1 protein-coding gene is annotated in these 4,663 nt (G+C 72.9%); it reads left to right on the plus strand.

The features are described 5' to 3' along the window. On the plus strand, window positions 1-4,663 hold a 4,663-nt coding region (locus ACF1ED_RS37160; protein ID WP_391767790.1), incomplete at both ends, for a type I polyketide synthase.

The following is a 4,663-nucleotide window of genomic DNA, read 5'->3' on the forward strand; positions in this document are numbered from 1 at the left end:
AACACCTTCCTGGACGCGCTCGCCGAACAGCGCCGCGCCCAGGGCCTGCCCGCCACCTCCCTCGCCTGGGGCCTCTGGGCCGAAGGCGGCATGGAGGCGGAGCTCGACGAGGCCGACCGGGAGCGGATGATCCGTACGACCGGCATGACGGCGCTCTCCCCGGAGCAGGGCATCGCCCTCTTCGACCGCGCCACCTCCCTCGACCGGGCCCTGCTCGTGCCGGCCCGGATCGACGTCACGGGACTGCGCTCCCGGCGCGCGGACAGCGTCCCTGCCGTGCTGCGCGGCTTCGTCCGCAAGGTCGTACGGCGCGCCGCGGCCCCCGCGGCGGCGGGCGCGGCGGGTGCCGCGTCGCTCGCCGACCGGCTCGCGTCGCTCAGCACCGTCGAGCAGGACAAGACGCTCCTCGACCTGGTGCGGGGCGAGGTGTCGGCGGTGCTCGGCGCGGCGGTCAAGGTCGAAGCACGGCGAGGATTCAAGCAGTTGGGCTTCGACTCGCTCACCGCGGTCGAACTGCGCAACCGCCTCAACAAGGCCACCGGCCTCCGGCTGCCCGCCACCCTCGTCTTCGACCACCCCACCCCGGTCGAGGTGGCCGCGCTGCTGCGCGCCGAACTCGTGCCCGGCACCGGACCCGAAGCGCCCGCCGGCACTCCCACGGACGGCGCGACCGGCGTGACCGGCGCGGACTCCGCGGACCCGGCGGCCGACGCCCCGGACAGCGCGCCCGGCACAGACATGGACCTGAACGTGGACGTGGACCTGATCGACGACATGGACGTCGACGCCCTGGTCCGCCTGGCACAGGAAAGCCTCTGATTGCGATGAGTTCCGAGAACGGCAAGAACATGACGGACACCCCCTCGTCGAAGGTCGTCGACGCTCTCCGCGAGTCGCTGAAGGAGACGGCCCGGCTGCGGCAGAAGAACCGCGAACTCGTGGACGCGGCGCACGAGCCGATCGCGATCGTCGGCATGGCCGCCCGCTACCCCGGCGGGGTCACCTCACCGGAAGACCTCTGGCAGCTCGTGGCCGAGGGCCGGGACGCGGTCTCCGGCTTCCCGGACGACCGCGGCTGGGACCTGGAGCGTCTCCACGACCCCGACCCGGCGCGCACCGGCACCTCCTACACCGACCAGGGCGGCTTCCTCTACGACGCCGCCGGCTTCGACGCCGACTTCTTCGGGATCTCGCCGCGCGAGGCGCTGGCGATGGACCCGCAGCAGCGGCTCTTCCTGGAGACCTCCTGGGAGGTCTTCGAGCGCGCCGGCATCGACCCGTCCACCCTGCGCGGCACCAAGGCGGGCGTCTTCGCCGGCCTGATGTACCACGACTACGGCCCGGCCCTGCACGAGGCCACCAAGGGCGTCGAGGGCCACCGGCTCACGGGCAGCCAGGCGAGCGTGCTCTCCGGCCGGGTCGCCTACACCCTCGGCCTCGAAGGCCCCGCGGTCACCGTCGACACCGCCTGCTCCTCCTCCCTCACCGCCCTGCACCTGGCCGTGGAGTCGCTGCGCCGCGGCGAGTCCACGATGGCGCTCGCCGGAGGCGTGGCCATCATGGCGACGCCGGGGACCTTCGTGGAGTTCAGCCGCCAGCAGGGCCTCGCCCGTGACGGCCGCTGCAAGTCCTTCGCGGAGGCGGCGGACGGGACCGGCTGGTCCGAGGGCGTCGGTGTGGTGCTGGTCGAGCGGCTGTCCGACGCGATACGCAACGGGCATCGGGTGCTGGCCGTGATCCGCGGCACCGCGATCAACCAGGACGGCGCCAGCAACGGCCTGACCGCACCGAGCGGTCCCGCCCAGCAGCGCGTCATCCGCGCCGCGCTGGCCGACGCCCGGCTCTCCCCGGCGGACGTGGACGCCGTCGAGGCGCACGGCACCGGCACCCGGCTCGGCGACCCGATCGAGGCGCAGGCGCTGCTGGCCACGTACGGCCGGAACCGCCCCGCCGACCAGCCCCTCTGGCTCGGCTCCGCCAAGTCCAACATCGGCCACGCCCAAGCCGCTTCGGGCATCGCCGGCGTCATCAAGATGGTCATGGCCCTGCGGCACGGTGTGCTGCCGCGCACGCTGCACGTGGACGAGCCGTCGTCGTTCGTGGACTGGTCGGCGGGCGGTGTGGAGCTGCTGACCGAGCAGCGGCCGTGGCCGGAGACGGGCCGCCCGCGCCGGGCAGGCGTGTCGTCCTTCGGGATCAGCGGCACCAACGCCCACGTCATCGTCGAGCAGGCACCCGAGACGGAGCCGGAGCCGGAGACCCAGGGGGAGGAACGGCCTCTCCCCGGCCAGGTCACACCGCTCGTCGTCACGGGCCACAACGACCAGGCACTGCGCGAGCGGTCCCGGCAGCTCCTCGACCACCTGGAGGGTGGGTCGGGGGTGTCGTTGGGGGATGTGGCGTTCACGGCGGCGACGGGGCGTGCGGCGCTTGAGCATCGTGCGGTGGTGGTGGCCGAGGACGCGGGTGCGGTGCGGGAGTCGCTCGTGGCGCTGGCGGAGGGCCGGCCTTCGGCGGGTCTGGTGCGTGGTGTCGTGGACGAGGGCGCCCTGGCGTTCCTCTACACCGGGCAGGGCAGTCAGCGGCTGGGGATGGGACGTGAGCTGTATGACGCCTATCCGGTGTTCGCGGCGGCTTTGGACGAGGTGTGCGAGGCGCTGGACGTTCATCTGGATCGTCCGCTGCGGGAGGTGATGTGGGCGGATCCGGATTCCGAGGAGGCGGGTCTGCTGCACACGACGGCTTATACGCAGCCGGCGTTGTTCGCGGTGGAGACGGCGCTGACGCGTCTGTACGCGTCCTGGGGCATCACCCCGGACTATGTGACCGGTCACTCGGTCGGTGAGATCACGGCGGCCCACACCGCCGGTGTCCTGTCTTTGTCCGATGCGGCGCGGTTGATCACGGCTCGGGGCCGGCTGATGCAGGCTCTGCCCGAGGGCGGGGCCATGCTGTCGGTGCAGGCGTCGGAGGAGGAGGTTCTTCCGACGCTCAGTGCCGGTGTCGCTGTCGCGGCGGTCAACGGGCCGCTTTCCACGGTGGTCGCCGGTGACACGGATGCGGTCCTGGCGGTGGGGGAGTACTGGAAGGCGCGGGGCCGCAAGGCGAAGCGGCTTCAGGTCAGTCACGCGTTCCATTCGCCCCGCATGGACGCGATCCTCGACGACTTCCGTGCCGTGGTGGACGGGCTGGTCCTCAACCCGCCCCGGATTCCGCTGGTTTCGAACCTGACGGGGGCTCTGGCAGACCCGGAGCGGATCACCACGGCCGAGTACTGGGTGCGTCACATCCGTGAGGCGGTCCGTTTCTCCGACGGCGTCACCACCCTCCACACCGAGGGTGTGACGACCTTCCTGGAGATCGGGCCCGACGCGGTCCTCACCCCGATGACCCGCGACAGTCTCCCCACCCAGGAGGAGGGGCCGGGCATCGAGGTCGCGCCGGCGCTGCGCCGCGACCGCGGCGAGGCGCTCACCGCGACCGGCGCGCTCGCCCGGCTCTTCACGCGCGGTGTGCCCGTGGACTGGCGGGCGGTGTTCGAGGGGCAGGGCGTACGGGTCGTGGACCTGCCGACGTACCCCTTCCAGCACACCTCGTACTGGCTGTCCGCCGACTCCGGCCCCCGTGGCGAGGAGGCCGCGGCCGCCCTCGGGCTGGGCGCCGCGCAGCATCCGCTGCTCGGTGCGGCGGTGTCGCTGGCCGATGGTGCGGGGACGGTGTTCACCGGGCGGCTGTCGTTGCGTTCGCATCCCTGGCTGGTGGATCACGCGGCTCTCGGGACGGTTCTGCTTCCGGGGACGGGGTTGGTCGAGCTGGCTCTGCGGGCCGGTGAGCAGGCGGGGCTGGACGTTCTGGAGGAGCTGACGCTCCAGGCGCCGCTGGTCCTGCCGGCCGACGGCGCGGTCCAGATCCAGGTCACCGTCGGACTCCCGGACGGCTCCGGTCGTGCCGCGCTCGGCATCTACTCCCGCGCCGAGGCCCCGGACGCCGACGAGGCGTGGACCGCCCACGCGTCCGGTTCGCTGGCCGCCGGCGCCGGTACGCCGCAGGACACCGTGGATCTTTCGGTGTGGCCGCCGGCGGGTGCGGAGGCGGTGGATCTGGAGGGCTGGTACGAGTCGCTGGCTTCGGCCGGGTACGAGTACGGTCCCGCGTTCCAGGGCCTGACCGCCGCCTGGCGGCACGGCGGGGACGTCTACGCGGAGGTCTCCCTCGCCTCCGAACAGGCGGAGGACGCGGGCCGGTTCGCTCTGCACCCCGCCCTCCTCGACGCCTCCTTCCACGCCATGGGGCTCGGGGTCCTGCCGCAGTCCGGTGACACCCGGCTGCCCTTCGCCTGGAGTGGTGTGCGTCTGTACGCCACCGGGGCGACGGCCGCCCGGGTCCGGCTCACCAGGGCCGGGCAGGACGCGGTGGCCCTGTACCTCGCCGACACCACCGGCGCCCCCGTCGCCACGGTCGAGGAGCTGAGCCTGCGCTCGGTCACCGCCGACCAGCTGATGGCTCCGGGAGCTGATGACGGCCTGTTCCGGCTCGACTGGGTGCCGGCGGGTGTGGTGGATGGCTTTTCCGGTACGTGGGCGGTGCTGGACGGGGACGGTGTCGGGGGTCTGGCTGGGCTCGGTGTCGTGCCGGATGTGGTGTTGGCGCCGGTGGTTGGCGG

It is taken from the genome of Streptomyces sp. NPDC014656 (genome assembly GCF_043084305.1).
GTDB lineage: Bacteria > Actinomycetota > Actinomycetes > Streptomycetales > Streptomycetaceae > Streptomyces.